The organism is Curtobacterium sp. NPDC089185 (assembly GCF_040685235.1).
Classification (GTDB): Bacteria; Actinomycetota; Actinomycetes; order Actinomycetales; family Microbacteriaceae; genus Curtobacterium; species Curtobacterium citri.
The window spans coordinates 1-25,000 of record NZ_JBFBHK010000013.1 but is presented as its reverse complement, the minus strand read 5'-3'; the positions used below and the strand labels follow the sequence as shown (position 1 = coordinate 25,000).

The 25,000-nt window shown below is 73.6% G+C and carries 26 protein-coding genes; 10 read left to right on the top strand and 16 right to left on the bottom strand.

The window, feature by feature from the left end:
- Window positions 1-1,096 precede the first annotated feature (1,096 nt).
- Complete coding sequence (locus tag AB0N84_RS12965) at window positions 1,097-1,555, bottom strand: DUF4383 domain-containing protein (protein WP_182046223.1); 459 nt, start codon at window positions 1,553-1,555, stop codon at window positions 1,097-1,099.
- Between the two features lie 228 nt (window positions 1,556-1,783).
- Here AB0N84_RS12965 and AB0N84_RS12960 point away from each other — a divergent pair, with 228 nt between their 5' ends.
- Both AB0N84_RS12960 and AB0N84_RS12955 read left to right on the top strand, forming a co-directional pair.
- Window positions 1,784-2,704 carry an ABC transporter ATP-binding protein gene (locus AB0N84_RS12960; protein ID WP_182046222.1) on the top strand — a complete coding sequence of 307 codons (921 nt, stop codon included), beginning with the start codon at window positions 1,784-1,786 and terminating at the stop codon, window positions 2,702-2,704.
- Window positions 2,701-3,555 (top strand): ABC transporter permease subunit, encoded by an 855-nt coding sequence (locus AB0N84_RS12955; RefSeq protein WP_363546924.1) that lies wholly within the window; start codon window positions 2,701-2,703, stop codon window positions 3,553-3,555. The genes AB0N84_RS12960 and AB0N84_RS12955 overlap by 4 nt, the downstream gene beginning before the upstream one ends.
- Before the next feature lie 94 nt (window positions 3,556-3,649).
- Here AB0N84_RS12955 and AB0N84_RS12950 read toward each other — a convergent pair whose 3' ends face one another.
- The gene (locus AB0N84_RS12950; protein ID WP_363546921.1) at window positions 3,650-3,991 is read right to left on the bottom strand and encodes a hypothetical protein; all 342 of its coding nucleotides are present in this window, start codon (window positions 3,989-3,991) and stop codon (window positions 3,650-3,652) included.
- Between the two features lie 173 nt (window positions 3,992-4,164).
- On the opposite strand from AB0N84_RS12950, the gene AB0N84_RS12945 reads away from it, so the two are divergent.
- Window positions 4,165-4,776 carry an LppP/LprE family lipoprotein gene (locus AB0N84_RS12945; protein WP_363546918.1) on the top strand — a complete coding sequence of 204 codons (612 nt, stop codon included), beginning with the start codon at window positions 4,165-4,167 and terminating at the stop codon, window positions 4,774-4,776.
- A 3-nt stretch (window positions 4,777-4,779) separates the two neighbouring features.
- Here the strand turns inward: AB0N84_RS12945 and AB0N84_RS12940 are convergent, their stop codons facing one another.
- Window positions 4,780-5,397 carry a hypothetical protein gene (locus AB0N84_RS12940; RefSeq protein ID WP_363546915.1) on the bottom strand — a complete coding sequence of 206 codons (618 nt, stop codon included), beginning with the start codon at window positions 5,395-5,397 and terminating at the stop codon, window positions 4,780-4,782.
- A 53-nt stretch (window positions 5,398-5,450) separates the two neighbouring features.
- Between AB0N84_RS12940 and AB0N84_RS12935 the strand changes: the two genes are divergently transcribed.
- Window positions 5,451-6,515 (top strand): putative sulfate exporter family transporter, encoded by a 1,065-nt coding sequence (locus tag AB0N84_RS12935; RefSeq protein WP_289459798.1) that lies wholly within the window; start codon window positions 5,451-5,453, stop codon window positions 6,513-6,515.
- Window positions 6,516-6,733: 218 nt separating this feature from the next.
- On the opposite strand, the gene AB0N84_RS12930 is transcribed toward AB0N84_RS12935, so the two are convergent.
- The 5 genes from AB0N84_RS12930 to AB0N84_RS12910 all read right to left on the bottom strand — a co-directional run bounded on the left by AB0N84_RS12930 (window position 6,734) and on the right by AB0N84_RS12910 (window position 11,947).
- Window positions 6,734-7,810, bottom strand: a complete 1,077-nt coding sequence (locus tag AB0N84_RS12930) for an ABC transporter permease (RefSeq protein WP_182046216.1) — start codon at window positions 7,808-7,810, stop codon at window positions 6,734-6,736.
- On the bottom strand, window positions 7,807-8,688 hold the full coding sequence (locus tag AB0N84_RS12925) for an ATP-binding cassette domain-containing protein (RefSeq protein ID WP_182046215.1): 882 nt from the start codon (window positions 8,686-8,688) through the stop codon (window positions 7,807-7,809). The genes AB0N84_RS12930 and AB0N84_RS12925 overlap by 4 nt, the downstream gene beginning before the upstream one ends.
- Window positions 8,689-8,818: 130 nt before the next feature.
- On the bottom strand, window positions 8,819-9,538 hold the full coding sequence (locus AB0N84_RS12920) for a response regulator transcription factor (RefSeq protein ID WP_182046214.1): 720 nt from the start codon (window positions 9,536-9,538) through the stop codon (window positions 8,819-8,821).
- Complete coding sequence (locus tag AB0N84_RS12915) at window positions 9,520-10,797, bottom strand: sensor histidine kinase (RefSeq protein WP_363546910.1); 1,278 nt, start codon at window positions 10,795-10,797, stop codon at window positions 9,520-9,522. Before AB0N84_RS12915 ends, AB0N84_RS12920 begins: the two co-directional genes overlap by 19 nt.
- A gap of 10 nt (window positions 10,798-10,807) precedes the next feature.
- Window positions 10,808-11,947: an MFS transporter gene (locus AB0N84_RS12910; RefSeq protein WP_363546907.1), complete on the bottom strand. Its 1,140-nt coding sequence runs from the start codon at window positions 11,945-11,947 to the stop codon at window positions 10,808-10,810.
- Window positions 11,948-11,994: 47 nt separating this feature from the next.
- Here AB0N84_RS12910 and AB0N84_RS12905 point away from each other — a divergent pair, with 47 nt between their 5' ends.
- Both AB0N84_RS12905 and AB0N84_RS12900 read left to right on the top strand, forming a co-directional pair.
- Window positions 11,995-12,543 carry a helix-turn-helix domain-containing protein gene (locus tag AB0N84_RS12905; protein ID WP_363546999.1) on the top strand — a complete coding sequence of 183 codons (549 nt, stop codon included), beginning with the start codon at window positions 11,995-11,997 and terminating at the stop codon, window positions 12,541-12,543.
- A gap of 67 nt (window positions 12,544-12,610) precedes the next feature.
- Complete coding sequence (locus AB0N84_RS12900) at window positions 12,611-13,507, top strand: alpha/beta hydrolase-fold protein (protein ID WP_363546904.1); 897 nt, start codon at window positions 12,611-12,613, stop codon at window positions 13,505-13,507.
- A 102-nt stretch (window positions 13,508-13,609) separates the two neighbouring features.
- Here AB0N84_RS12900 and AB0N84_RS12895 read toward each other — a convergent pair whose 3' ends face one another.
- Together AB0N84_RS12895 and AB0N84_RS12890 are read right to left on the bottom strand one after the other, a co-directional pair.
- Window positions 13,610-14,281 (bottom strand): peroxiredoxin-like family protein, encoded by a 672-nt coding sequence (locus tag AB0N84_RS12895; protein ID WP_182046211.1) that lies wholly within the window; start codon window positions 14,279-14,281, stop codon window positions 13,610-13,612.
- A 161-nt stretch (window positions 14,282-14,442) separates the two neighbouring features.
- Complete coding sequence (locus tag AB0N84_RS12890) at window positions 14,443-14,904, bottom strand: RimK/LysX family protein (RefSeq protein ID WP_363546901.1); 462 nt, start codon at window positions 14,902-14,904, stop codon at window positions 14,443-14,445.
- A gap of 68 nt (window positions 14,905-14,972) precedes the next feature.
- Here AB0N84_RS12890 and rimK point away from each other — a divergent pair, with 68 nt between their 5' ends.
- The 4 genes from rimK (at window position 14,973) to AB0N84_RS12870 (ending at window position 20,972) form a co-directional block, all read left to right on the top strand.
- Window positions 14,973-16,151 carry a 30S ribosomal protein S6--L-glutamate ligase gene (rimK, locus tag AB0N84_RS12885; protein WP_182046210.1) on the top strand — a complete coding sequence of 393 codons (1,179 nt, stop codon included), beginning with the start codon at window positions 14,973-14,975 and terminating at the stop codon, window positions 16,149-16,151.
- A gap of 68 nt (window positions 16,152-16,219) precedes the next feature.
- A complete protein-coding gene (locus AB0N84_RS12880; protein WP_069713038.1) occupies window positions 16,220-17,293 on the top strand; it encodes a 3-oxoacyl-ACP synthase III in 1,074 nt (357 codons plus the stop codon).
- Complete coding sequence (locus AB0N84_RS12875; RefSeq protein WP_363546898.1) at window positions 17,290-20,004, top strand: alpha/beta fold hydrolase; 2,715 nt, start codon at window positions 17,290-17,292, stop codon at window positions 20,002-20,004. The genes AB0N84_RS12880 and AB0N84_RS12875 overlap by 4 nt, the downstream gene beginning before the upstream one ends.
- Window positions 20,001-20,972, top strand: a complete 972-nt coding sequence (locus AB0N84_RS12870; RefSeq protein ID WP_363546895.1) for an NAD-dependent epimerase/dehydratase family protein — start codon at window positions 20,001-20,003, stop codon at window positions 20,970-20,972. The genes AB0N84_RS12875 and AB0N84_RS12870 overlap by 4 nt, the downstream gene beginning before the upstream one ends.
- 70 nt (window positions 20,973-21,042) lie before the next feature.
- Here the strand turns inward: AB0N84_RS12870 and AB0N84_RS12865 are convergent, their stop codons facing one another.
- From AB0N84_RS12865 to AB0N84_RS12840, 6 genes are all read right to left on the bottom strand, one after another.
- Window positions 21,043-21,843, bottom strand: coding sequence for a hypothetical protein (locus AB0N84_RS12865; RefSeq protein ID WP_363546892.1), 801 nt, complete (start codon window positions 21,841-21,843; stop codon window positions 21,043-21,045).
- A 7-nt stretch (window positions 21,844-21,850) separates the two neighbouring features.
- Window positions 21,851-22,384, bottom strand: a complete 534-nt coding sequence (locus AB0N84_RS12860) for an RNA polymerase sigma factor (protein WP_363546889.1) — start codon at window positions 22,382-22,384, stop codon at window positions 21,851-21,853.
- 108 nt (window positions 22,385-22,492) lie between these two features.
- The gene (locus AB0N84_RS12855; protein ID WP_289459784.1) at window positions 22,493-22,903 is read right to left on the bottom strand and encodes an MFS transporter permease; all 411 of its coding nucleotides are present in this window, start codon (window positions 22,901-22,903) and stop codon (window positions 22,493-22,495) included.
- Window positions 22,903-24,102, bottom strand: a complete 1,200-nt coding sequence (locus tag AB0N84_RS12850; protein ID WP_363546886.1) for an Asp23/Gls24 family envelope stress response protein — start codon at window positions 24,100-24,102, stop codon at window positions 22,903-22,905. Before AB0N84_RS12850 ends, AB0N84_RS12855 begins: the two co-directional genes overlap by 1 nt.
- A 61-nt stretch (window positions 24,103-24,163) precedes the next feature.
- On the bottom strand, window positions 24,164-24,337 hold the full coding sequence (locus tag AB0N84_RS12845) for a CsbD family protein (RefSeq protein WP_069712982.1): 174 nt from the start codon (window positions 24,335-24,337) through the stop codon (window positions 24,164-24,166).
- Between the two features lie 62 nt (window positions 24,338-24,399).
- Window positions 24,400-24,963 carry a hypothetical protein gene (locus AB0N84_RS12840; protein ID WP_363546883.1) on the bottom strand — a complete coding sequence of 188 codons (564 nt, stop codon included), beginning with the start codon at window positions 24,961-24,963 and terminating at the stop codon, window positions 24,400-24,402.
- Window positions 24,964-25,000 lie beyond the last annotated feature (37 nt).

Below are 25,000 nucleotides of genomic sequence, written 5' to 3'. Positions count from 1 at the left end.
CGGGCAGGAACGGTGAGCCGTCCCCGACCTGGGAGCGGATGACTCTGGTCAGGTCGTCCTGCGCCTGCTCCCACTCGGCGCGGAGACGTCGAGCGCGGGTGTGGAGGTCGTCGTTGTCGGCGCGGTACTCGTGCGGGACCGCGTCGTCCGAGTCGGACGCTGCGACACGAGCTCGGAGCTCTTCGATGTCCGCGAGCAGTGCACGTCGGCGCTTCCGTACCGTCGCGACCTCGACGGCGAAGGCCTCGAGTGCGGCGGAGACCGCGGCCCCGGCCGAGGCCAGGTCGCTTGCGGTCCTGCCGACGGCGTCCATGGCCCTCGGCAGGGCGTCGGTCGCGCCCGGGGAACGAAGGACCGACCCGATGCCTGCCCAGGCCCTGGTTGCATCACCGGCGGCTGACCGCACGCCTGCCGTCGCGCTCAGCAGTGCGCTGGCACCATCGCTCACGTTTCCCGCCGTGGGACTGACGGCCGGTAGCGCCGAGGCATCGATCAAGGTCGCGCTCATCGTGGCTCAGCTCCGGGAACGCCGTCGCCGTGCCTGGTGGCCGCGGCGACCCGATCCGCCATCTCGCTGTCTGCTGTCGCAAAGGCGTTTGCGGCGCCGGTCGCTGCGGTGACCGCGTCGACGACTCCGCGGACTGCTGCCGGTGCATCGCCCTGGCGTGAGGTGCGGAAGGACTGCGCGGCTGTCGATGCGTCGGTCCCGCTCAGTGACGCCACAACTGCGCGCATCGCGCTGTCGACGTCGAGTGCGGCGGCTTGCATCGTCGTTCCGGCCTGTGCAGCTCGCCTGACGACCGCTTCCGCCCCCGCAATGTCGACGTTCCAACCCTGTGCCATCGGCCCCCCTCGGTCATTCAGCAGGCTAACGGCCCGTCTCCACCGACGCACGAATCTCGTACATCGCTGTGGAGAACCGTGACGCAGCGACGCATGTCGTCAGGGTCGACGAAGCGCAGGACGACGGCGTCGGGGCGCCGGGACACGACGACGCCCCCGCCGCTGCTGCGACGGGGGCGTCCGGTGACCCCTGATCCCGTGGTGGCCACCGCTCTCGTGACGGACCGTCCAGCACCGACGGAACGTCGACGGGTCAGCGCGCGGTACGACCGGCGCGGGGGAGGACCAGGCCGAGCACGATCATCGCGACGGCGAGGAAGGCGTGCAGCACGTTGTCGGCGCTGTTCAGCGGCACGAAGTTCGCCGCGCCGGCCATGTTCGCGACGAACAGGCCGAAGACGAACAGCACGGCGTAGATGATGCCGCCGATGAGGAGGTAGGAGCGGGACCCACCGGCGGTGCGTGCGGCGAGCAGACCGACGATGCCGAAGAGCAGGTGCACGATGTTGTGGAGCGCCGAGACCTGGAACAGGCCGAGGAGCATCGCCATCGACCCGTTGCCGGCGAACGACATGGTACCCATGTCCATCGTCAGGCCCGGGATGAAGCCCGCGATGCCGACGATCAGGAAGACCACCCCGAACAGGAGCGCGCCCTTCTGCGTCAGCGTCGAGCCGTAACCGGTGGTGCGTGTTGCTGCGTTGCTGGTCATGATGCCAGTCCTTCCGAATGTGTCGCCTGACGACGTTCCCGGGCCACCGCGCGATGGTGGTGGCGTCGTCTCTCAGGTCTTTCGTAGCAGTTGTCCAGCCGGATTGGTCAGATCTGATCCGACTTCGTCCCCCTCGTCACGCAATCCGGCGTCCTCCTCGGGGATGAGGCGCGGTCTCCACCCGTGGGGGGACGCGCTCCGGCCGGACGCGGCAATAGCGTTGCCGTCGTGATCGAGATCGAGCATCTGTCCAAGCGCTACGGCGCCAAGACCGCCGTCGACGACGTGTCCTTCGTCGTCCGTCCCGGCATCGTGACCGGCTTCCTCGGGCCGAACGGTGCCGGCAAGTCCACGACCATGCGGATGATCATGGGCCTCGACACCCCCTCCGCGGGGAGCGTCCGGGTGAACGGGCAGGACTACCGCTCGTTCCGCGACCCGCTCCGCCAGGTCGGTGCCCTGCTCGAGGCGAAGGCCGTCCACTCCGGACGCAGTGCCTTCAACCACCTGCTCTCGCTGGCGGCCACGCACGGCATCCCGAAGTCCCGGGTGCACACGGTGATCGAGCTCACCGGGCTCGAGTCGGTCGCGAAGAAGCGCGTCGGGGGCTTCTCCCTCGGCATGGGGCAGCGGCTCGGCATCGCGGCGGCACTGCTCGGCGACCCGAAGACCCTGATCCTCGACGAGCCGGTCAACGGCCTCGACCCGGACGGCGTCGTGTGGGTCCGCCAGCTCGCGCGGCACCTGGCGTCGGAGGGGCGCACGGTGTTCCTCTCCAGCCACCTGATGAGCGAGATGGCCCAGACGGCCGACCGCGTCGTGGTGCTCGGCCGGGGCAAGGTCCTCGCCGACGCCCCGATCGCCGAGTTCGTCGCCGGCAGCGGCCAGGGTGGGGCAGCGCGGACGCTGGTGCGCACGCCGCACCCGGACCAGCTCTTCACCGCGGTCGGGTCGGCGGCGACCTCGATCACCCCGCGCGAGGACGGTGCCTTCGTGGTCGTCGGCCCCGACGCCCAGCAGATCGGCACCGTCGCGGCGCAGACCGGCGCGGTGCTCCACGAACTCACCCCGATGGGTGCGAGCCTCGAGGAGGCGTACATGGCCCTCACGAAGGACGAGGTCGAGTACCAGGCGGAGGTCACCCGATGAGCGCCGCGACGACCACCGCGATGCCCGGCCGGGTCGGGCTCGGCGCCGGCCGACTGGTCCGCAGCGAGTGGATCAAGTTCCGCAGCATCCGTTCCACGTTCTGGTGCTACGCCATCATCGTCGCGCTGACGATCGGGCTCGGGGCGCTCATCGGCCTCAACGCACCGGTCATCGGTCTGCCCGATGGTGCCGAGGTGACCCAGGAGGTCGCGAACCGCCAGATCGTCATGCTCAGCACCTCGTCCGTCGGGTTCACCGTCCTGGTGGCGGCCGTGCTCGGCGTGCTCATCATCACGGGCGAGTACGGCACCGGTCAGATCCGGTCGACCTTCACCGCCGACCCGCGCCGCACCGGTGCGGTCCTGGCCAAGGCGGTCGTCCTGGCCGTGGCCACCTTCGTGGTCAGTGCGGTCGCGACCTGGATCGGGGTGGCGCTGGTGGCGCTGTTCCAGGCGGACAAGGGCGTGCACGCCGACCTCGCCGACCCGTCGGTCTTCATGCCGATCCTCGGGTCGTCCGTGTTCGTGACGCTCATCGCCCTGCTAGCGTTCGGCATCGGACTGCTCGTGCGGTCGAGCGCCGGCGGCATCGCGATCGCCCTCGGCGTGCTCCTCGTGCTCCCGATCGTGCTGCAGCTCGTCGCCAGCCTGGTGAACCAGCAGTGGCTGCTCGACGTCTCGCGGTTCCTGCCCGACCAGGCGGGCGGTCAGCTGTACACGTACGAGTCGTCCGGTACCCAGCAGACCGAGGGCGTCGTCCTGGACGGCTGGGCCGGCTTCGGCGTCCTCGCCGCCTGGGTCGTCGCGCTGGGCGCGCTCGCGCTCGCGACGGTCAAGCGGCGCGACGTCTGACGCGACGACCCGACGGACGGGAGGCCCGGTGCCAGCTGGCACCGGGCCTCCCGTCCGTTCCGTGGTCCCGTCCGTTCCGTGGTCCAGCCCGGTGTCAGGCTGCCCGGGTGAACAGCGCGCGCAGCGCGCGCCCGAGCCGACCCCCACGTTCCGGCCGGTCGACGACCTGCACGGTTCGCGTCGGCATCCGGAACGCGAGGTCGTGCAGCATGTTCCGCTTCGACCCGTCCCAGTTCGCGAAGAGGTACGAGCCGCCGATGAACGACATGCTCCGCACGGGGGTGCGCTTCCACGAGTCGGCGGCGACGTAGTAGCCGGCGTGGCCCGCGTGGATGTGGTCGATGACGGTGTCGACGTCGACGACGCCGGTCGTGGTGACGACGGCGGTGATGCCCGTGCGGTCGCGGGCGACGTACTCGATGAGGTGTTCGGTCACGGCGTGCTCTGATCTGGTCTGCTCGACCCGGGCCCTCGGGTGTCAGGGCGTCGGGGAATGACTGGAACCGCCCTTGCTTCCGGCTGCATGGTACGCCTCGCCCGGGCGTCCATCCAGGGCACGGTGCGCCCGGTGGACGGACATCCGGAGAGCGCGGCGAGCATCCTGGTCCCATGCGCACCACCAGCACCGTCCGCACCACCGGTCTCCTCGTCCTCGCGATCGCCGGCACCGTCGCGCTCGCCGGGTGCACCGGTGGTGCCGGCTCCGACCCGACCGCCACCGTGACGCGGACCGTGGCGGCCTCGCCGACGACCGCGACCGGGGCGGGGTCGTCGTCCACCCCGTCGACGACCCCGTCGTCCACCCCGACGTGCGGTCCCGCCGACGGTGCCGCTGCGGCTGCGGGACCGATCGCCGACCTGCCGGTGCCGGCCGGGCTCGAGGGCGCTCGATGGGACGCGTCCCGTGCCGACACCACGGCGTACGACGGGTGCGCCGCGCTCTCGGCGGTGACGGTCTCGGTGGTCGACGCCACCGCCAGCTCGCCGGTCGCGGTCCTGCTCTTCCACGACGGCACCTACCTCGGCACCGCCACGAAGGAGCAGTACGCCTTCGTGCCGGGTGTCACGCGCACCGCGCCGGACGCCCTCCGGGTCGAGTACCGCTACGCGATGCCCGCGGACAGCAACGCCGACCCGACCGGTCGCGCGACTGCGACCTACACGTGGGACGACGGCGCCGGTCGCGTCGAGATGACCGGCGACGTCCCGCCGACGCCCTGACGATCAGGGTCGCAGGGACCGCAGCACCCGTCGGAGCGTGTCGAGCTTCGGCTGGCCCGCCTCGAACGGCCGCCCGAGGGCGGACCGCGGCTGCAGCACCACCGCCCCGTCGGTCGTCGTGAGCCAGAGCCCGTAGTCCACGCGACGGCCGCGGTCGTCCTTCGTCGCCAGGTCGATCCGCTCGATGCTCGACCACGGGATGGTCATCACCGGGTCGGGCGAGACCGCGGTCCAGCCGAGCAGCCCCGAGCGGTCGACGGTGAACAGGGTGATCCGCCGGTCGGGCAGGTCCTGCGGTGCGCTGATGCCGCGTGCGCTGACCGGCAGGTGCAACGCCGGCTGCCCGTGCCGGTGGGCGTGTGCGAGGGCTCGCCGGTCCTGCCGGGTGTCCCGCCACGCGCTGATCGGCACGACGACGCAGAACACGGCGCCGAGCAACGGCACGATGACGACGACCGACACCCGACCGACGGACGCGATCGCGTCCGCGTGCAGCGCCTCGACCACCAGCACGCCGACCGAGAGGGCGAGCAGACCCACTGCTCCGAGCACGAACGGCCGGAGCGGCGGGACCACCCCGTCCCGCAGCCGCTGCACCCACGGGGACGACTCGACCTGCACCGCGCCATCCTGCCCGTGCCCCCTGGACGCACCGCGGTGGGATGCTGGTCGTCATGCCCCTGTCCCGCCCGGCGGTCGTCGCCGCCCTGCCCGGTGTCGCGCTCGCCGTCGTGATCGGCCTCGCCGCGACCCTGGTCGGCCGCGCCGTCCCCGTCGTGGGCGGGCCGGTGCCGGCCGTCCTGCTCGGGGCGGTGGTCGGGTGGCTCGTGCGGCGTCGGCGGCAGGAGGACGGCGGTGCGGCGGACCTCGGCGGGCTCCAGCCGGGCGTGAAGTTCGCGTCGAGTCGGGTGCTGCAGGCCGCGGTCGTCCTGCTCGGGGCGCAGCTCTCGATCGGCGAGGTCCTGCGCATCGGCGGCGAGACCCTCCCCGTGATGCTGACCACCCTCGTGGTGTGCCTGGTCGCCGCGTGGGGGATCGGACGGCTGCTCCGGGTCTCGAGCACGCTCCGCACGCTCATCGGCGTCGGGACCGGGATCTGCGGCGCCTCGGCGATCGCGGCGGTCACGCCCGTGGTCGGTGCCGCCAGCGCCGAGGTCGCCTACGCCCTGTCGACGATCTTCCTCTGCAACATCGCAGCGGTGTTCGTCTTCCCCCTGGTCGGACACGCGCTCGGGCTGTCGCAGCACGCCTTCGGCGTCTTCGCCGGCACCGCCGTGAACGACACCTCCTCCGTCGTCGCCACGGCCACGATCTACGGGCGCCAGGCGACCGACACCGCGGTCGTCGTCAAGCTGGTCCGGACCCTCATGATCATCCCGATCGTCGTCGGGCTCGCCGGTCTGGAGGCCCGCCGCACCGCCCGCTCGCAGCCCGCCTCCGTCGACGGCTCGGGTCGCGCCGGGGGCGTCCGCGTGTTCCGGTTGGTGCCGTGGTTCCTGGTCGGCTTCCTCGTCGTGGTGCTGCTCCGGACCGTCGGGGTCCTGCCGGCGTCGGTGGCCCCGGCGTTCTCCACCGCGGCCACCTTCCTCATCACGGTGGCGCTCGCCGCGGTCGGGGTCTCGACGGACTTCGCGGCGCTGCGCCGTGCCGGGTTCCGGCCGATGCTGCTCGGCATCGCGCTCTGGGTGCTCGTCGCGGTCACGAGTCTCGGGGTGCAGGCGGCCTTCGGGCAGCTCTGACGCGGGAGCGGGAGCGGGAGCGGGGCCGGGCGCTGGCGGCCGCGCAACGCGGGTCGCTCCCGCGCAACCGTAGGCACGTCGCGCCACGCGATCCCGTGGCGCGACGTGCCGAGCGTCGTGCGGCGCGCCCCGCGCCCGCCCCGCCCACACGACGGACGGGAGGCGCGGTGCCAGCCGGCACCGCGCCTCCCATCCGTCCGCTCGTCCGTCCGGCGGTGTCAACCCCGGATCGCCTCCGCCAGCTTCACCCGCCCGCCGGTCCGCAGCAGCGCGTTCTCGTAGATGCGCGCACCCACGGCGACCACGACGACGACCGACGCGGCGACGACCACGAGCGACAGGATCGGCTCCCACCACTCGGCGGTCCCGAGGAAGATCCGCATCGGCATCCCGATCGGCGCACTGAACGGGACGTACGACATGATCCCCACGATCGTCTCGTTGTCCGCCGCCGAGACGATGAGGATGTACGGGATCATCACGAGCAGCATGACCGGCATCGTCACGCTGCCGACGTCCTCCTGGCGGGAGACCAGCACGGCGGACGCGGCGAACAGCGCGGCGATGAGCACGAACCCGACGGCGAAGAAGCCGACGAACCAGAGCACGCTCGGACCGAGCATCGAGAAGTAGTTCGTCTGCCCGGTCACGGCGAGTGCCACGGCGCCGGCGATCGCGATCGCGATGATCTGCGCGAAGGCCATGATGCTGCTGCCGAGCACCTTGCCGGCCAGCAGGGCCCGGGCGGGGATCGCGGCCATGAGGATCTCCACGACCCGTGTCGACTTCTCCTCGACGACGCTCTGTGCGATCGACGATCCGAAGGTCACCGCTGAGGTGAAGAAGACGACACCGAACAGGATGCCGATGGCGGACACCAGACCCGCCGACAGGGCGCCGGGCTCCAGGAGCTCCACCCTGGGCGCGACGCTGAGGGCCTGGACGACGTCGGTCGGGGCGTCCTCGAGACCGACGACCTCGTAGCCGATCGCGTCGTCCGACGGCACTATCGCGGCGTCGACGTCACCGCTGCGCACAAGGCGTTCGGCCTGCGCGACGGTCCGGGTCGGTGTGACCGACAATCCGTCGTCGGAGCGGAGCGAGACGCCGTCGACCACCGCGACCGGCGTGGTGTCGTCCGCGGTCGCCTTGCCGACGATGCCGGCGATCACGACGGACGCGACGACGGCCAGCACCAGGATCGCGGCCGAGACGACGAAGGCCTTGCTGCGGACCCGCGCCTGGATCTCGCGGACGGTGACGAGCCGGACGGCGTCGACGAAGTGGCTGGTCATCGGACGACCTCCCGGAAGACCTCGCTGAGACGGGGGACCCGCGGGGCGAAGGACCCCACGGTGCCGTGCTGGACGGCGCGCTGCAGGACACGCTGCGCGGTGTGGTCGTCGGCCTCGAACACGGCGTACCCGCCGTCGAACTCGCGGACGGTGACACCGGCCTCGTCGCGGAGCCAGGCGACGTCGCCGTCGACGAGGAGCTCCCACGCGGCCGGTCCGGCGTTCCGGCGGAGTTCCTCCTGCGGCCCTGCGGCGCGGATGGTGCCGTCGGCGATCACGACCACGTCGTCGCAGAGCCGTTCGACGACGTCGAGCTGGTGGCTCGAGAAGAGCACCGGGACACCCTTGGCGGCGTGCTCGCGGAGGACGCCGAGCACCGTGTCGACGGCCATCGGGTCGAGGCCCGAGAACGGCTCGTCGAGCACGAGCACCTCGGGGTCGTGCACGAGCGCCGCGGCCACCTGCACGCGCTGCTGGTTGCCGAGCGAGAGCTTCTCGACGGCGTCGCCGGCGTGCTGGCCCAGGTCGAGACGCTCGAGCAGCGCGGTCGTGCGCTGACCGGCGGTCCGCTTGTCGACGCCGTGGAGGCGCGCGAGGTAGGTGATCTGCTCGGCGACCGGCATCTTCGGGTACAGCCCGCGTTCCTCCGGCATGTAGCCGAACCGCCGACGGTCGGCCGGACCGACCTCCGTGCCGCCGATCGACACGCGACCGGCATCGGCCTGCAGGACGCCGAGCAGGATCCGCATGGTCGTCGTCTTGCCGGCGCCGTTGCCGCCGACGAACCCGGTCAACCGACCGCTGCCGACCGTGAACCCCACGTCGTCGAGCACCCGGCGGTCGCCGAAGTGCTTCGTGACCCCTTCGATGGTGAGCATCGCCCGTTCCCCTTCCGCCGGCGGTCCTCGCCGACGTCTCGACGCTACGGGCCGGGAGGCGCGGCCCACCTCCGGCGGGAGGCGGGACTTCCCGACGCCCCGACTCCACCGCACGGGGGAGCGGGCTCCGTCAGCTCGCGGAGGCGACGCCGCGCTCGAAGGCCCAGACGACCGCCTGGATCCGGTCGCGGACCCCGGTCTTCTGCAGGACGTTCGACACGTGGGTCTTCACGGTGGCCTCGCCCACGAAGAGCTCGCGGGCGATCTCGGCGTTGCTCAGCCCCCGGGCGAGCAGCCGGAGCACCTCGGCCTCCCGCTCCGTCAGGCCCGCCGCGGCGACGGGGTCCACACCGGCGGTCACGGGCTCGCCGCCCGACGGCGCCCCGGCGTGGCCGCTGCCCGGACAGCCGGGGCCGTGGCCGGCGGTCGCACGGCTGATGACCCGTCGGGTGACGTCCGGGGCGAGCAGGGCGTCCCCGGCCGCGACGGTGCGGACGGCGTCGATCAGCCGTTCGGGGGAGGCGTTCTTGAGCAGGAAGCCGCTCGCCCCTGCCTCGAGCGCCGCGAAGAGCGCGCCGTCGTCGTCGAAGGTGGTCAGCACCAGGACGGCCGGCGGCTCCGGGAGGGCACCGATCCGCCGCGCGGCCTCGAGCCCGTCGACGCCGGGCATCTGCACGTCGAGGCAGACGACGTCGGGTCGGAGGGCGACGACGGCCTCGACGGCGGCGGCGCCGTCCGCGGCCTCGCCGACCACCCGGAAGCCGGGTTCGGACTCGAGGATGACGCGGAAGCCCGCCCGGACCAGGTCCTGGTCGTCGGCGAGCACGATCGTCAGGTCGTCGGCAGCCATGCCCGCACCAGGAACCCTCCCCGGGCGCGTGGCCCGATCTCGATCCGGCCACCGACCGCGGCCACGCGTTCGCGCATGCCGACGTGCCCGAGTCCGCTGCCGCTCGTGTCGCGCGCCGCCCCGGCACCGTGCCCGTCGTCGGCGACCTCGACCTCGATGCCGTCGTCGAGGTACCGCAGCCGCAGGTCGGCCCGCGCCGTCGGCCCGGCGTGCTTGAGGACGTTCGTGACGGCCTCCTGCGCGATCCGGAAGGCGACGGCCCCGACGGTCGGCGGGACCGGACGCTCCGCGCCGACCACGACGTACCCGGCACCGTGGCCGGCGGTGCGGGCCGCCTCGACGAGCTCCGGCATCCGTCCGAGTCCGGCGGTGCTGGGCGCCGTGTCCGACGGGCCCGCTCCGCCCGTGGTCCGGTCGTCCTCGCGCAGGGTGCCGAGCATCCGCCGCAGTTCCTCGACCGCCGTCCGGGCGCTGTCCTCGACCACGCCGAGCGACACCGTCGCCTGCGCGGGGTCGCGGTCGACCACCCGTCGGGCGGCGCCGGCCTGCACGCCCATCAGCGAGACGTGGTGCGCGACGACGTCGTGCAGTTCGCGGGCGATCCGGACACGCTCGAGCGTCACGGCCTGGGCCGCCGTCCGCTCTCGCTCCGCCGCGAGCTCGTCCGTGCGCTCCGCCAGCTCGTGCTTGGCGAGGGCGGCCGACCACGCCCGGTTGCCGGCGTACCATGCACCGCCGAAGTACAGGACGTTGATGAGGACGTTGACGAGCGAGTACGCGACGTAGGGCGGGATGAGTGCGTCGTCGTCGTTCGGCAGGGCGCTCGGCACCGACCACCCGAACGAGATGGCGAGGAAGAGCCAGGCGAACATGCCGCCGATCACGACCCAGCGGACGACCTCGGAACGGACGCGGTCCGAGCACCACGCGCCGACCGTGTAGAGCGCGATGAAGAGGGTGAAGTTGACGAGGACGATCTCGGGCACGTGGAGCAGCTGCGTCGCCGTGAAGGCCAGCGCGGACACGACGGCGACCGTCATCGGCCAGCGGCGGCGGAACGCGATCGGTGCGGCGTTCGCGACCACCATGAGCGCGGAGACCCACCACGCTGCCTGCTCGTCACCGTAAACCCCGGCGGCGCCGTACAGCGTCGTCGTCACTGCGAGGCCGACGCCGAGGACGAGTGCGAGCAGGGCGTCCTGCCGGTGCTCACGGCGCCCGACGGGCAGCCTCGACCACTCCTCCGTCGTCCGCCCCATGCGGTCCACGCTAGCGGGTGGCGACCGCCGTCCGCAGGTCCCCGGTGCGGAGCGAGAGCCCCGACGACACCGCGACGAGCACGCCCCCGGCGACGAACGTCGTGGTCGTCCCGATCGTCCCGACGAGCACCCCGGCCACCGCGGCGCCGACGGCTTGCCCGGCGACGAGCACGACGAACAGGACCGAGGTGCCCGCTGCGACCTGCTCGGGATCGATCGCCGCGGTCCAGGCGATCAGCGCGCCGGTCGCCGCGGTGTACCCCCAGCCGAACAGGGCGCAGGACGCGAGTGCGACCTCGACCGACCCCGGCAGGAGCCCGAGCGCGAGCACCGCCCCCGCGGCCACGGTCGTCGTCAGCACCCACTGACGTCGAGGTGCCATCGCACTCGTCCACCGCGCCGTCGCGGCGACCGTCGAACCACCGACACCGAGCGCGATCCACGCGACGACCGTCGCCGTCGTCGGGACCCCGGCGTCGACCAGCGTCGATCGGCCGTAGGTCCAGACGACGGCCGACCCCGCGCCGAAGAGCAGCGCGACGACGACCGGGACCGTCTGCGCGACGAACCACGACCTCCCGGGGAGCGCCGGGGTCCTGCCGCGCTCCGGACGGCCCGCGGCGAGGAACAGCACGGCGCCGACGGCGAGCGTGAGGACGCCGGCCACCGCCCATGCGGTGCGCCAGTCCGGCAGCAGCACGAGGGCGAGGACCCCGGCCGCGACGAGTCCCGGCCCGGTCCCCGAGTTCACGACCGCCTGCGCCCGCCCGCGACGGTCCGCCGGGATGCGGTCGGTCACGAGCTGCGCCATCGCTGGTGACGCCAGGCCCGCCCCGGCCGAGGCGACGACCGCGGCGGTCCCGAACACCGCGGTCGTCGGGCTCGACGCCATCACGAGCGCCCCGACGCCGGCGGTGACGGTTGCGGCGACGACGAGCCACCGCGCCGCCCGTGCCGCGAGCACGGACCCCGCCACGGCACCGACGCAGTAGACGACGGAGGCACCGGACGACACCGCGCCACCGACGTCCGCGCCGAACCCGAGGTCGTGCTGCACGTCGGGCAGGAACAGCCCGTACGCCAGGCGCACGAGACCGTAGGTCGCGGCGACGAGTCCGAGTCCGGCGGCGAGCAGGACGCGGTCCGACAAAGAAAACGATCGTTTCACTTCTGCGACCCTAGGCTGGCTGCGTGGTGATGCGTCCAGGGACCGAGCAGCGGGTGCTCGACGCCGCCGAGGAGCTCTTCTTCACCCGGGGGATCGCGGCGACCCCGATCGACGCCGTCCTCGAGCGCGCCGGGGTGTCGTCGGCGACGCTGTACCGCGGGTACCCGAGCAAGGAGGCCCTCGTCGCCGCGGCCCTCGACCGCCGCCACGACGAGTGGACCGCGGCCTGGGACCGTGCGGTCGAGCGGGCGACGGACGACCGCGCACGCTTGCTCGCCGTGTTCGACGCGCTCGACGCGTTCCGGTCCACCCCGACGGGCTCGCGCTGGTGCGCCTTCCTCGGCACCGCGGCCGAGTACGTGGACGCGCCGCAGGAGCTCCGGACCGTCCTCGACCGCGAGACCGACACGCTCCGACGGCGGCTCACCGAGGCGGCCCGCCCGCTCGTCGGCGACGGCGCTCCGGCGCTCGCCGCACAGCTGCTGCTCGTCGTGTCGGGATCGCTCGCGATGCGCCTCCGCGACCCGGGCGCCGACTCCTCGACCGCCCGCGCGGTCGCGGAGGCGCTCCTTCCCTGAGCGTTCCCGCGGCTCCGTCCGGGCGGATCTGCAGCGGAGCACCCCTCCCGCCCGACACGATGAGCACGTGCCGACCCCGTCCCGCGCCACGACGATCACCCGTCGCGCGCTCCTCGCCGCCGGCGGCTCGCTGCTCCTCGCCGGTGGGGCGTTCGAGGCGGTCGACCAGCGGCTCCTCCCCGGTCGGTCGACGATGTACCGCGTGCTCGGCCTCGACGGTCCCGCCGGCAGGATCCCGGACGTGCCACCGGTGCCCTCGACCTCGGGCACGTTCGTCTCCGCGGCACGGGGCGGTCGGACGGTGGGCTGGACGATCACCGCGCCGCACTCGGCGACGCCGCTGCCCGTCGCGGTCGCCCTGCACGGGTACGGCGGCGACCACCGCACCTTCTCCGGGAACGCGCTCGGGTACGACCGCTTCCTCGCCGCGCACCTGCGCAGCGGGGGCGCGCCGTTCGCCGTCGCGGCGGTCGACGGGGGCAACCGGTACTGGCACCGCCGTGCCGACGGGGACGACCCGGCGTCGATGGTCGTCGACGAGTTCCTGCCGCTCCTGGGTGACCGCGGCCTCGACACCACGCGGCTCGGCCTGACCGGCAACTCGATGGGCGGCTACGGCGCACTGCACCTCGGCGGCGTGCTCGGCGCCGAGCGCGTCCGGGTCGTCGCAGCGCTCAGCCCGGCCCTCTGGACGACCGCCGGGGACACCGCCCGCGGTGCGTTCGACGACGCGGCGGACTTCCGGGCGAACACCGTGCTCGGTCGGCAGCGCGCACTCGACGGGGTCGCGGTGCGGGTCGACTGCGGCACCGGGGACGGCTTCGAGCCCGCGGTGCGGGCCTACCGACAGGGTTTCAGCGTCGCCCCGGCCGGCGGCCTCGAGCCCGGCGGCCACGACCGCGCCTACTGGCGCCGGACGGCGCCGGACCAGATCGCGTTCCTGGGTCGACACCTGACCGCCTGAGCGAGCCGTGGACGGACGGGAGGCCCGCCCAGGGTGACGCACGCGCGTCACCCCTGGGCGGGCCTCCCGTCGGACCGCGGTGCTCGCGCCTCGCAGGCGGGGTCAGCTCGCCGGAGCGAGCTGCTCGTCGACGGCGGCGAGCACCTCGGCGACCTCGGTCCGGGTCGTGTAGTCGACGTGCACGTCCGCGAACCGGACCGTGCCCGCGGCGTCGATGACGAACACGGACGGGAACGGGATCGCCGCGGTGTCGTCCGCGTTGCTGTCGGCGACGTCGAAGCCGAGCCGGGTGTGCGCCCCACGGGCGGCGTCGCTCGGCGCGGTGACGATGCCGAAGCGGCCCGCCAGCACGTTCTCGGGGTCGGTCAGCACCGGGAAGGCGAGCTCGCCGTTCGCGATCGACTGCTCGGCCGCCTCCGGCGTCTGGGGCGACACGGCGACGAGCTGCACCCCGCGCTCTCGCAGGGCCGGCAGGAGTTCCTGCTGGTAGGTGCGCAGCGTGATGTTGCAGTAGGGGCACCAGGCGCCGCGGTAGAACACGAGGACGGTGGGGGCGTCACCGCGGACGTCCGCCAACGAGGTCGCGGAGCCCGTCGGGGTGACGAGCGGGGCGTCGGGTGCGTCGTCGCCGACCGCGACGACCCCGTCGGGCACGCCCGCGGCGCGCAGGTCGGCCTGCTCACCGTCGAAGACCGCGGACAGCTCCGGGCCGATCTGCGCGGTGAAGCCCGCGTTGAACTCGTCCACCTGGCGGGCGATGGTCTGGTCGGTCACGTCGTTCTCCTCGGGTCCGGGACGCATCCGGCGACGGCGCCGGTGGGGTGAGCGTAGGCACCGCGGCGCGCCGCCGGTACGGGTGGCGTCACGCGGCGTCATCGACGAGCCGGGACCGCCGAGCCACCGCCGTGCAGGCGCGACCGCTCAGGCGCGACCGCTCAGGCGCGACCGCGGTTGCGCCGCCGGATCTCCTTCGGCGCCCGCCCGGCCAGGAACGACCGCGCGGGGTCGACCAGGAACCCCTGCCGCAGCGCCTCGCGGCCGACGAGCATGCGGAAGCCCATCTGGTCGCGGTTGCTCAGCGTGACCTCGGCGTTGATCGTGCGACCGGCCAGGGTGATCGGCGTGAGGACGACGATCCGCTCCTGGGTGTGCCCGGTCGAGCTCCGGACGGTGCGTCGGTCGTGCACGGCGCACTCGTGCGTGACCGCGTCGGCGTCGGTGTCCTGCCACGGGTGCACCGAGAACCGCACCCGGTCGCCGGGGAGCTCCTCGAGGTCGAAGGCGTGGAGCGCCGAGCTGCGTGCGCCCGTGTCGAGCTTCACCTTGATCCACGGCAGGTCCAGCCCGGGCAGGGCAGCCCACTCACGCCAACCTGCGATCGTCGTGTTCCGGGCCATGGCCCCATCCTGTCGCATGCTTGGATGAGACGTCGCCGTCGTCGTCCTCGAACCCGTGGAGCACCCCGATGAAACTCGCCATCCTGTCGCGCGCCCCGCACGCGTACTCGACGCAGCGTCTCCGCGCGGCGGCGATCGACCGCGGGCACGACGTCAAGGTGCTGAACACCCTGCGGTTCGCCATCGACCTGACCGCCGACGAGCCCGACCTGCTCTACCGCGGCAAGCTCCTCAGCGACTACGACGCCGTGCTCCCGCGCATCGGCAACTCGATCACGTACTACGGCACCGCGGTCGTCCGGCAGTTCGAGCAGATGGACGTCTACACGCCGAACACCGCGACGGGCATCACGAACTCGCGCGACAAGCTCCGGGCGAACCAGATCCTGTCCCGGCACCACATCGGCATGCCGGCGACCACGTTCGTCAACAGCCGCGCCGACGTGCGCGGGGCGATCGACCGGGTCGGCGGCGCGCCCGTCGTCATCAAGCTGCTCGAGGGCACCCAGGGCATCGGCGTGATCCTCGCGCCCGAGGCGAAGGTCGCCGAGTCGATCGTCGAGACCCTGCACTCGACGAAGCAGAACGTGCTCATCCAGTCGTTCATCTCGGAGAGCCGCGGGAAGGACATCCGCGCGCTCGTCGTCGGCGACCGCGTGGTGGCCGCGATGCGCCGGAGCGCCAGCGGCGACGAGTTCCGCTCGAACGTCCACCGCGGCGGCACCGTCGAGAAGGTCACGCTGACGCCCGAGTACGAGGAGGCGGCGGTCCGCTCCGCGCAGATCATGGGCCTGCGCGTCGCCGGCGTCGACATGCTCGAGGGCAACGACGGTCCCCTCGTCATGGAGGTCAACTCGTCGCCCGGTCTCGAGGGCATCGAGCGCGCCACGGGACTCGACGTCGCCGGCGCGATCATCGACTTCATCGGCAACCAGGTCGCGTTCCCGGAGATCGACGTCCGGCAGCGCCTCAGCGTCTCGACCGGGTACGGCGTCGCCGAGCTGCTCGTGCACACGAACGCCGACCTCGTCGGCAGGACCATCAAGGAGTCCGGCCTCTGGGACCGGGACATCACCGTGCTGACCCTGCACCGCGGCGCGTCCGTGATCCCGAACCCGCGCAGCGGCGTCGAACTGCAGGCCAGCGACCGCCTGCTCTGCTTCGGCAAGCTGGAGGAGATGCGGTCGATGATCCCGGACCGGCGGCGACGCCGATCGAAGGTCCGCAAGCTCCCGAAGGACGCCTGACCGGTGCCGCCCAGCGCACCCGGATCGCGCACCCAGGTCGGATGCGGAAGTATGTGTCGGTGACGATCATGACGGAACGGCCGGTCGACCAGGCGACGAGCAGCGAACCGGAGCGCCCCGGCAACGCCACGGCGAAGCACCAGAACGTGTCGCTGCTGTCGGTGGCGACCACCACCGCCGAGCGTGTCACGACGTCCGCCGACATCGAGGAGCGCCTCCGTGGGGCCCTCCGTCGGCTCCGCCTGCCGATGGGCCTGCTCGAGCGGGTCGCGGGGGTGACCGAGCGCCGCAACTGGGGCGAGGGGCAGACCTTCCAGGACGCCGCGATCGACGCCGGCCGTCGGGCGATGGCCGAGGCCGGGGTGCGTCCGGAGGAGATCGGGCTCCTCATCAACACCTCCGTCACCCGTCCGCACCTCGAGCCCTCGGTCGCGGTCCGCCTGCACCACGGTCTCGGGCTGCCGACGTCGGCGATCAACTTCGACATCGCGAACGCCTGCCTCGGGTTCGTCAACGCCATGAGCGTCGCCGCGGGCATGATCGACTCCGGGCAGATCAAGTACGCGCTCGTCGTGGACGGCGAGGACGCCGACCAGGTGCAGCTCAACACGATCGACCGCCTGAACCAGGGCGGCCGGAACCGCAAGGACTTCATGAGCGAGTTCGCGAGCCTGACCCTCGGGTCGGGTGCCGCGGCCGCCGTGCTCGGCCCGAGCGACGTCCACCCCGAGGGCCACCGCATCGTCGGCGGCGTCACCCGCGCGGCGACGCAGTGGTACGACCTGTGCGTCGGCAGCGTCGACGGCATGTTCACGGACGCGAAGATGCTGCTCAAGGGCGGCATGGAGCTCGTCGTCGCGGCCTGGAACGAGGCCCGCGCGCACTTCGACTGGGCGGACATGGACCGCTACGTCCTGCACCAGGTCTCCGACGTGCACACGAACGCCTTCGTCGAGGCGATCGGCGTCCCGCGCGACAAGGTGCCGACGACCTACCAGCGCTTCGGCAACGTCGGTCCGGCGTCGATCCCGATCACCCTGGCCGACGAGGTCGCCCGCGGCGGCATCACCCGTGGCGACCGCGTGTTCCTGGGCGGCGTGGGCTCGGGCATCAACACGGCGATGATGGAACTGCGCTGGTGAGGTCCGGCCTCCCGAGCGTCGCCGCCAGCACGGCCCCGGCGACGCTCCCGCCGCCCCTGCCCGGACTCGACCCGGCGTGGTCGCGACTGGTCACCGTTCCGGGTGGTGACGACGGTCGGCCGGGAGGCGCGGCTCGCCCCGCGCGCACCTGGCACCTCCTCGACACGGCCGGTTCCCTCGAGGCGCTCGGCGTCACCCCGGTCGGCACCCTGCTCTGCGTGCACGGCAACCCGACCTGGTCGTACCTCTGGCGGTCCGTCGCGGCCCGCACGCTCGACGCCGCCCGGGCGGGAGGCCCGGCTTGGCGCGTGGTCGCCGTCGACCAGCTCGACATGGGCTTCTCGGAGCGCACCGCCGACCAGCACCTCCTGGCCGACCGGGTGCGCGACCTCGGCGCCCTGACCGACGAACTCGGACTCACCGGCCCCGTCGTGACCCTCGGGCACGACTGGGGCGGCGTGGTGTCGCTCGGTTGGGCGGTCGACCACCCGGACCTCGTGGTCGGTGTCGCGACGTGCAACACCGCCGTGCACCAGCCCGACGACGCCCCGGTCCCGGCACCCCTCCGGCTCGCGCTGCGCCCGGAGGTGCTCGGCCGCGGGACGGTCGTCACGCCGGCGTTCCTCGAGACGACCCTCGCGATCGCCCACCCGCGGCTCGACCGCGCGACCGCCGACGCCTACCGTGCGCCCTACCGCGGTGCGGCTCGTCGCGGCGGTATCGGGGGCTTCGTCGCGGACATCCCGGTCGACGCGTCCCACCCCAGCGCGGCCGAGCTCGACCGGATCGCCGCCGGCGTCGCCGCGCTCGAGGTGCCCGCGCTCGTGATGTGGGGGCCGCGCGACCCGGTGTTCCTGGAGCGGTACCTCGACGACCTGGTCGACCGGCTGCCGCACGCCGACGTCCACCGCTTCGAGGGTGCCGGCCACCTGCTGCCCGACGACGCCGACGTCGCCGGGACGGTGCTCGACTGGCTGGGCGACCGCCTGCCGGACGGGACGACGACCCGCGGGGACGACCCGCGCCTCCCGGACCGCGCCGAGGCCGGGGCGGGGGGAACGCACCCGTTGTGGGCCGCCCTCGACGGGCTGCGCCACTCGGAGGAGCCGGCGCTCATCGAGATGGCCGCCGCCGGCGGTCCCCGGACGATCAGCTGGCGACTCCTGGCCCGACGCGTCGACGAGGTCGCCGCCGGGTTGCTCGACGTCGGCGTCCGTCCGGGCGACCGCGTCTCGCTCCTCGTCACGCCCGGCGCGGACCTGACGGCCGCGCTCTACGCGAGCGTCCGGATCGGTGCGGTCGTGGTCGTCGCGGACGCCGGGCTGGGCCTGCGCGGCCTGACCCGCGCCGTCCGCGGTGCGCGTCCGGACTGGGTGATCGGTGCGCTGCCGGGCCTCGGTGCCGCTCGGGCCCTCGGGTGGCCGGGCCGACGCATCGCGACCCTCGCGCTCCCGGCAGTCGCGCGCGCGGCGCTCGGTGTCGAGCACACGCTCGTCGAGGTCGCTCGTCGCGGTGCCCGACGGCTCGCCGCGGGGGCCGCCCTGCCCGTCGCACCGGCGCCGGACGCCCCCGCGGCCGTCCTGTTCACCTCCGGGTCGACCGGCCCCGCGAAGGGCGTCGTCTACACGCACGGGCAGCTCGCCGCGGTGCGTGACGTCCTGGCGGCGCAGTACGACGTCGGTGTCGGCACGGGCCTGGTCGCCGGCTTCGCGCCGTTCGCCCTGCTCGGCCCCGCCCTCGGCGCTCGCTCGGTCGCACCCGACATGGACGTCACCGCACCCCGGACCCTGACCGCCCGCGCGGTGGCGGACGCCGTCGCCGCGGCCGACGCGACCGTCGTGTTCCTCTCGCCCGCGGCCCTGGCGAACGTGGTCGCGACCTCGTCGGCGCTGACCGACCGCGACCGCGAGGCGCTCGGCCGGGTCCGCCTGTTCCTGTCCGCCGGCGCGCCGGTGTCGGCGTCGCTCCTGACCGCGGCGACCGCGCTCATGCCGAACGCGTCGGCCCACACCCCCTACGGCATGACCGAGGGGCTGCTCATGACCGACGTCGACCTGGACGGGGTGCGTGCCGCAGCCACCGACGGTGTCGACGAGCAGGGGATCTGCGTCGGGGCCCCGGCCACCGGCGTCCGCGTGCGGATCGCACCGCTCGACGACGACGGTGCACCGAGCGGTGCCCCGACCGACGCCGCCGGGGTCACCGGCGAGGTCGTCGTGGCGGCGCCGCACGTGCGCGACCACTACGACCGTCTCTGGCGCACGGACCGGGTCTCCCGCATGGGCGTCGACGACCCGCGCGGGCACCGGACCGGTGACGTCGGCCACCTGGACGCCGAGGGGCGCCTGTGGATCGAGGGGCGGCTGCAGCACGTCGTGACCACGGCGGAGGGCGTCGTGACACCCGTCGGTCCCGAGCAGCGGATCGAGCGGGTGGCCGGCGTCGGACGCGTCGGCATCGCGGGCACCGGGCCGCGTGGGACGCAGCAGGTCGTGGCGGTCGTCGAGACCGTGCCGGCCGCGCGTCGTCCCGGACTCGCACCGGCCGCTCTGGCCCGTGCGGTGCGTGCAGCAGCCGGCGTGCCGGTCGCGGCGGTGCTCGTCGTCCCCGTGCTGCCGACCGACGTCCGGCACAACTCGAAGGTCGACCGTGCACGCCTGTCGCGGTGGGCGACCACGGTGCTCGGCGGCGGGCGGATGGTGCGTCCGTGAGGGTGCTCGTCACCGGCGCGAGCGGGTTCCTCGGCCGCGCGACCGCCGCCGCCGTGCGCGACGCCGGGCACGACGTCCGGACGTTCCAGCGCCGACCCTCGGGCGTCGACGGGGTGGAGGACTCCCTCGGCACCATGACCGATGCCGCCGCGGTCGAGCGGGCCGTGGCCGGGGTCGACGCGGTCGTGCACCTCGCCGCGAAGGTCTCGCTCGCCGGCGACCCGGCCGACTTCGCCCGGGTCAACGTCGACGGCACCCGCACGCTGCTCGCCGCAGCGCGGACCGCGGGCGTCGGCCGGTTCGTCTTCGTCTCGTCGCCGTCGGTGGCGCACACCGGCTCGTCGCTCTCGGGCGCAGGAGCGGACCCCGCCGAACCGACGGCCGCGCGCGGGCACTACGCCCGGACGAAGGCCGCCGCGGAGCTCCTGGCGCTGGCCGCCGACGAGCCCGGGTTCGCGGTCGTCGCGGTCCGGCCGCACCTGGTGTGGGGGCCCGGGGACACGCAGCTCGTGGGCCGCATCGTCGCGCGTGCACGGGCCGGACGGCTGCCGCTGCTCGACTCCGGCGCAGCGCTCATCGACACGCTCTTCGTCGACAACGCCGCCTCGGCGATGGTCGCGGCCCTCGAGCACGCCGCTGACGACGCCGTGCACGGCAACGCCTACGTCGTGACCAACGGCGAGCCGCGACCCGTCGCCGAACTGCTCGCCGGCATCTGCACGGCGTCCGGGGTGCCGGCACCGCGACTGCACGTCCCCGCCGGGCTCGCCCGGGTGGCCGGCTCGGTCGTCGAGGCCGTGTGGCGGGTGCGGCCCGGGGCGGACGAGCCGCCGATGACGCGGTTCCTCGCGGAGCAGCTCTCGACGGCGCACTGGTTCGACCAGCGTCGCACCCGGCGGGACCTCCACTGGTCGCCGGCGATGTCCGTCGACGAGGGCCTGGACCGCTTGGCGGCGGCGACCTGCTGACGCGGCTGCGACCGCTGTCCCGCGCCGCGCTGCACGCGCTGTCCCTCGCCTCGATGTCGTCGGCCCGGGGTCAGCCGCAGAACTCCGGGGGAGCCTGCGCGACCGAGCTGACCCAGACGATCCCGACCGTCCGTCCGTCCTCACCGGTCACGAAGGTGACGTGGTACCCGTTCCGCTCGATCGTCCACTGGGCGGAGGGCCCGTCCGGTTCGGGACCGTAGCTCGAGGGGACGAACGTCAGGTCCGGGTAGGCGGCGCGTAGTTCCTCGACCGTGCTGCCCGTCCCGAACCCTTCGGCGGTGGTCGGACCGGGATCGTCCCCGGCGGGGCCGGAACCGATGGCGACAGCACTGACGGTCCCGTCGTCCCCCTCGATGACCGTCATCCCAGGGCTGTCCGGGCGGTCCCAGTTCGTGACCTCGGGAGCAGGGCACGCGTACTCGACCTCGCGCGTGTAGGCGCTCCCGAGGTCGTCCAGCTCCCCGGCGATCGGCGCCCCGAGGGCGATCGGACCGACCTCGTTCCCCGAGATCGTCCAGGTGGACGGGTCCGCGACCGAGTAGGGCGCACGGGTGGAGGTCGGCGTCGAGGTCGGCGTGGACCGCGGCGTCGGGCGTCCGATGACGGGCGCACCGGACGGTGTCTCGGAGGCCGTCTGCTCCGGAGTGCTCGTCGCCGTCGGGGTCGGTTCCGCGGTGAGCGACGTCGGGATGAGCCCGAGCGCGACCCCGCCACCGGCAGCGCCGAGGAGCAGGACCGACACGACGCCGATCGCGATGCCGGTCAGACGGCGTCGACGCGGCCGGGACTCCGCGCGCTCCAGCACGTGCTGCTTCATCGACACGAGCATGCGCTGCAGCTCGTCTCCCACGGGGGGCTCAGTGTTCATCGTGCGTCACCGCCTTGCGCAGTCGTCGTCGGGACCGGGAGACGCGCTGCGTCACCGAACCGACGCCGAGGAGCTGCGCGGCCTCGGCGTAGGAGTACCCGCGAACCAGGCAGAGCTCGCAGATCAGCCGGTCGGCCTCGGGCAGGGCCGCGATCTCGTCACGGACCCACCGGAGCTCGTCCGCTCCCTCCGACGGACCGGCCGGCGCGGCGAGTTCCTCGGGCAGCTCGTCCCCGGCGTGCTCCGCGCTGCGCCGAGCCAGGTTCCTGGCGTGGTCGCGGCACACCACGAGCAGCCAGGGGAGCAGCTCCCCGGTCGGCAGCTGCACGCTGTCGGCCTTCTGCCAGAGGGTCAGGAACGTGTCCTGCACGAGTTCCTCGACGTCCTGCTTGCTCCCCGCGATCGCCCAGGCGTACCGGGTGAGCGTCGGCGCGAAGCGATCGAAGGCGATCGCCAGTGCTGCTCGGTCCCCCGTCGCGAGGCGCCGTGCGAGGCCGGTGTCGTCGTCTGCGGTGTCGTCCACGGTGCTCCCTCCACCTGAACGATGTCGGCAGCGCGCGGATCCTGACACGACGCGCCGGATCCGTCACCGATCCGTGATGAGCGCCGTCCGTCCCGCCGGTGGTGGTGGTCAGCCGGTGAACCGCTGCCAGAGCTCGGTCACGACCGGCCAGACGTCGCCGGCACGGTCGGCGGAGGCGACAGCGATCGTCACCACCGGGTAGGCGGTCACGGCGAGGCTGACCAGCACCGCGACCACGACGGCGACCACCGACGTCGCGGTGTGGCGGCGGGTGAGGGCGAGCAGCAGCAGGGCGACGACAACGACGACCCCGAGCAGCGTCACGAGGGTGATGCGGACGACGGGGAAGGGCACGAGCCCGGCGGTCGTGGCGGTGACCCCGCCGAGGAAGCCGACGAGCGGCAGGTACGCGCCGAGGGCCACGACGAGCACGAGCACGATGCCGGTGCCCGATGCGACCCAGACGCCGCGCGGGCGGGGCCGCCGGGACGGGCCCCGCCGCCCCACCCACGCGGTCATCACCGTGCGGCTCCGCCGTCCCCGTCCGGCTGGCGGGCGGCGGCCTCGTCGCGGACGACGTCGGCTGCGTGCTCGATGCGGTCCGCGGCGTCGTCGAGGGCGTCGGCGACGCGCTCGTCAGCGACACGATCGTCAGCGACACGGCCGTCCTCGGCCGGCGACCCGGTGTCGTGCGCGGTGGGTGCACCCGAGTGCGCGTCCGGGCTTGCGTCCGGGCTCGCATCGGCGGTCGCGGCCTGCGTCGCTGTGACCGCCGAGTCGGTGGCGTCGGACGCCGCTGCCCCGGCCTCGGCCGCCGCGTCGGTCGCGGCAGCAGCGGCACCGGACGCGCGGTCGCGCACCTCGGCGGTCGCGTCGGCTGCGGCGTCCTTCGCGGCGCTGACGGCGTCCTGCGCCGCGTCACCTGCTTCCGAGGACTTCCGCGCCGCGTGGTCCGCGGCGTCGGAGGCCGCTGCCCGGGCGTCGTGCACCGCGTCGGCGGTGCGGGTCCGAGCGGCGTCGACGGCGTCGGCGGTCGCGGCGCGTGCGGTGTCGAGCGCGTCCGCGGCGCGGTCGCCCAGGTCGGCCGTCGTGGCGCGGGTGGCGTCGACGGCGTCACCCGCTGCGTCCTTCGCCTTGCCGGCGGCCTCACGCGTGGCGGCGGCGGCGTCCTGCGCTGCGTCCCGTGCACGCTCGGCGACGTCGGCGGCGCTCGCGCGGACGTCCTCCGCGGCACCGGCCACGGCGTCCTTCGTGCGGCTCGCGGCGGCCCCGACGGCGTCGGTGGCGCGGTCGATGGCCGACGGTTCGTCGTCGAACGGCCCGTGCACGTCGAGCACGCGGACGTCGACCGTGGTCGGCTTGCCGTCGCCCAGCTGCGAGACCGCCGCGGACACCTGGTCGCGGACCGCCGCGGCGACCTCGCGCACGTTCCGCGGGTACTCGACGACGACCGACACGGTCACGTCGATGGTGTCCTCGGCGTCGTCCACCTGCACCCCGGGTGCTCCGGCGGACCGCCCGAGCTGGGAGCGGACGCGGTCGGCGGCGCGGGCCGCGAGGCTGCCCAGGTGGTGGACACCCGGCACGCCGAGCGCCGTCTCCGCCGCGGTGCGGGCGGCGACCACCAGGGGCCCGGCGTCGTCGGGGAGCGGGGTGGTCAGCTCGGACGGCAGGTCGACCTCGGTCACCTGGGTCCGTGCGTTCGGATCGTGCTGCATGGCTTCCTCCTCGGGACAGCAGGGCCGTCGCTCCCGCAGGGGGAGCGACGGCCGTGGTCCGCTAGTTCTTGAAGACGTCCTTGATGTCCTCGCCGGTCTGCTTCGCGCTCGCAGCGGTCTGGTCCTTCTTGCCCTCGGCGACCTTCGAGTCGTCGTTCGTGGCGTTGCCGAAGGCCTCCTTGGCCTTGCCCGCGATGTCCTGGGCGGCGTTCTTGATCTTGTCGTCGAGTCCCATGGTGGGTTCCTCTCCCTGATGGGCCGGGGTCGTCCCCGGCGGTGGTGGTGTGGTGGTGTGCGTCAGTGGACGCGGGTGGTGCGTGCGAGTGCGGTGCGGGTGCCGCCGGTGAGGTGGACCAGGACCGGTACTTCTCGGCCGAGGGTGTGGTCGAGGGTGGTGACGGCGTGGTCGACGGCGTCGAGGACGGTGACCGCGTCGCCGCCGCGGCGGACGTGGACCCGGATCCGGGCCGCCCGCTGCTTCTTCACCAGGTACGTGTCGACCTTGGTGGTGACGATGTCGTGGACGTCGGCGAGTTCGTGGTCGATGACGTCGCGGACGAGGGCGACGTTGACGGTGACCTGGTCGTCACCGGTGCGTTCCCGGACCGCGACGCTGGTGCCGCCACCACCGCGGGTGAACACCACGACCAACGCGAGGACGATCACGACTGCGCAGACGGCGGCGATGATCCACAGTGCCGTGTCCGGCACGGTGACCTGCTGCGGGAGGGTCACGTACTGCTGCACCGCGTCGCGGACGGGTTGCAGCACCCCGGCGCCGATCACGACCCCGGCGACGATTGCGATCAGGCCGATCAGGAACAGCAGGACCCGGTTGAAGCCGCGGTTGGTGGTGGTCATGCCAGGGTTCCCTTCTGCTCCACGGTGACCTGCACGC

Coding starts and splice junctions, on each gene's coding strand:
- AB0N84_RS12965 (WP_182046223.1), bottom strand. CDS start 1,555: ATGACCAGCAACGCAGCAACACGCACCACCGGTTACGGCTCGACGCTG.
- AB0N84_RS12955 (WP_363546924.1), top strand. CDS start 2,701: ATGAGCGCCGCGACGACCACCGCGATGCCCGGCCGGGTCGGGCTCGGC.
- AB0N84_RS12945 (WP_363546918.1), top strand. CDS start 4,165: ATGCGCACCACCAGCACCGTCCGCACCACCGGTCTCCTCGTCCTCGCG.
- AB0N84_RS12935 (WP_289459798.1), top strand. CDS start 5,451: ATGCCCCTGTCCCGCCCGGCGGTCGTCGCCGCCCTGCCCGGTGTCGCG.
- AB0N84_RS12930 (WP_182046216.1), bottom strand. CDS start 7,810: ATGACCAGCCACTTCGTCGACGCCGTCCGGCTCGTCACCGTCCGCGAG.
- AB0N84_RS12925 (WP_182046215.1), bottom strand. CDS start 8,688: ATGCTCACCATCGAAGGGGTCACGAAGCACTTCGGCGACCGCCGGGTG.
- AB0N84_RS12920 (WP_182046214.1), bottom strand. CDS start 9,538: ATGGCTGCCGACGACCTGACGATCGTGCTCGCCGACGACCAGGACCTG.
- AB0N84_RS12915 (WP_363546910.1), bottom strand. CDS start 10,797: ATGGGGCGGACGACGGAGGAGTGGTCGAGGCTGCCCGTCGGGCGCCGT.
- AB0N84_RS12905 (WP_363546999.1), top strand. CDS start 11,995: ATGCGTCCAGGGACCGAGCAGCGGGTGCTCGACGCCGCCGAGGAGCTC.
- AB0N84_RS12890 (WP_363546901.1), bottom strand. CDS start 14,904: ATGGCCCGGAACACGACGATCGCAGGTTGGCGTGAGTGGGCTGCCCTG.
- rimK (WP_182046210.1), top strand. CDS start 14,973: ATGAAACTCGCCATCCTGTCGCGCGCCCCGCACGCGTACTCGACGCAG.
- AB0N84_RS12880 (WP_069713038.1), top strand. CDS start 16,220: ATGACGGAACGGCCGGTCGACCAGGCGACGAGCAGCGAACCGGAGCGC.
- AB0N84_RS12855 (WP_289459784.1), bottom strand. CDS start 22,903: ATGACCGCGTGGGTGGGGCGGCGGGGCCCGTCCCGGCGGCCCCGCCCG.
- AB0N84_RS12850 (WP_363546886.1), bottom strand. CDS start 24,102: ATGCAGCACGATCCGAACGCACGGACCCAGGTGACCGAGGTCGACCTG.
- AB0N84_RS12845 (WP_069712982.1), bottom strand. CDS start 24,337: ATGGGACTCGACGACAAGATCAAGAACGCCGCCCAGGACATCGCGGGC.
- AB0N84_RS12840 (WP_363546883.1), bottom strand. CDS start 24,963: ATGACCACCACCAACCGCGGCTTCAACCGGGTCCTGCTGTTCCTGATC.